1 protein-coding gene is annotated in these 357 nt (G+C 41.7%); it reads left to right on the top strand.

Going from position 1 to position 357, the window contains the following annotated elements; all coding sequences use genetic code 11:
* The coding region (locus HMPREF3057_RS04175) for a Spy0128 family protein (RefSeq protein ID WP_306806724.1) at positions 1-357 on the top strand (357 nt) is incomplete at both ends.

The following is a 357-nucleotide window of genomic DNA, read 5'->3' as shown; positions in this document are numbered from 1 at the left end:
ATACGAATTCGAACTTAAAGAAGGTGACAAGGTCGTTGACACAGCTACAAACGCAGCAGACGGAACTGTTACTTTCAAAGAAATTGAGTACGCAGCAGTAGAAAAGCACACTTACACTATCTCTGAAAAAGCAGGTAGTGAAGGAGGTGTGACATACGACACTGCTACACATGAAGTGACAGTAAATGTTACAGATAACGGTCAAGGTCAACTTGAGGCGGCTGTTACAGGTAACAACCCAACCTTCACTAACGCTTATAAAGCTGCTTCAACAACTGTAAACATCACGGCTAAGAAAGTCTTGAATGGTAAGGTCCTTGAAGCTGGTAAATACGAATTCGAACTTAAAGAAGGTGA

The sequence above is a fragment of the Streptococcus sp. HMSC072D05 genome (assembly GCF_001815805.1).
GTDB lineage: Bacteria > Bacillota > Bacilli > Lactobacillales > Streptococcaceae > Streptococcus.
Note: the sequence above shows the minus strand (reverse complement) of the source record. Positions and strands in the feature narration are given on the sequence as shown.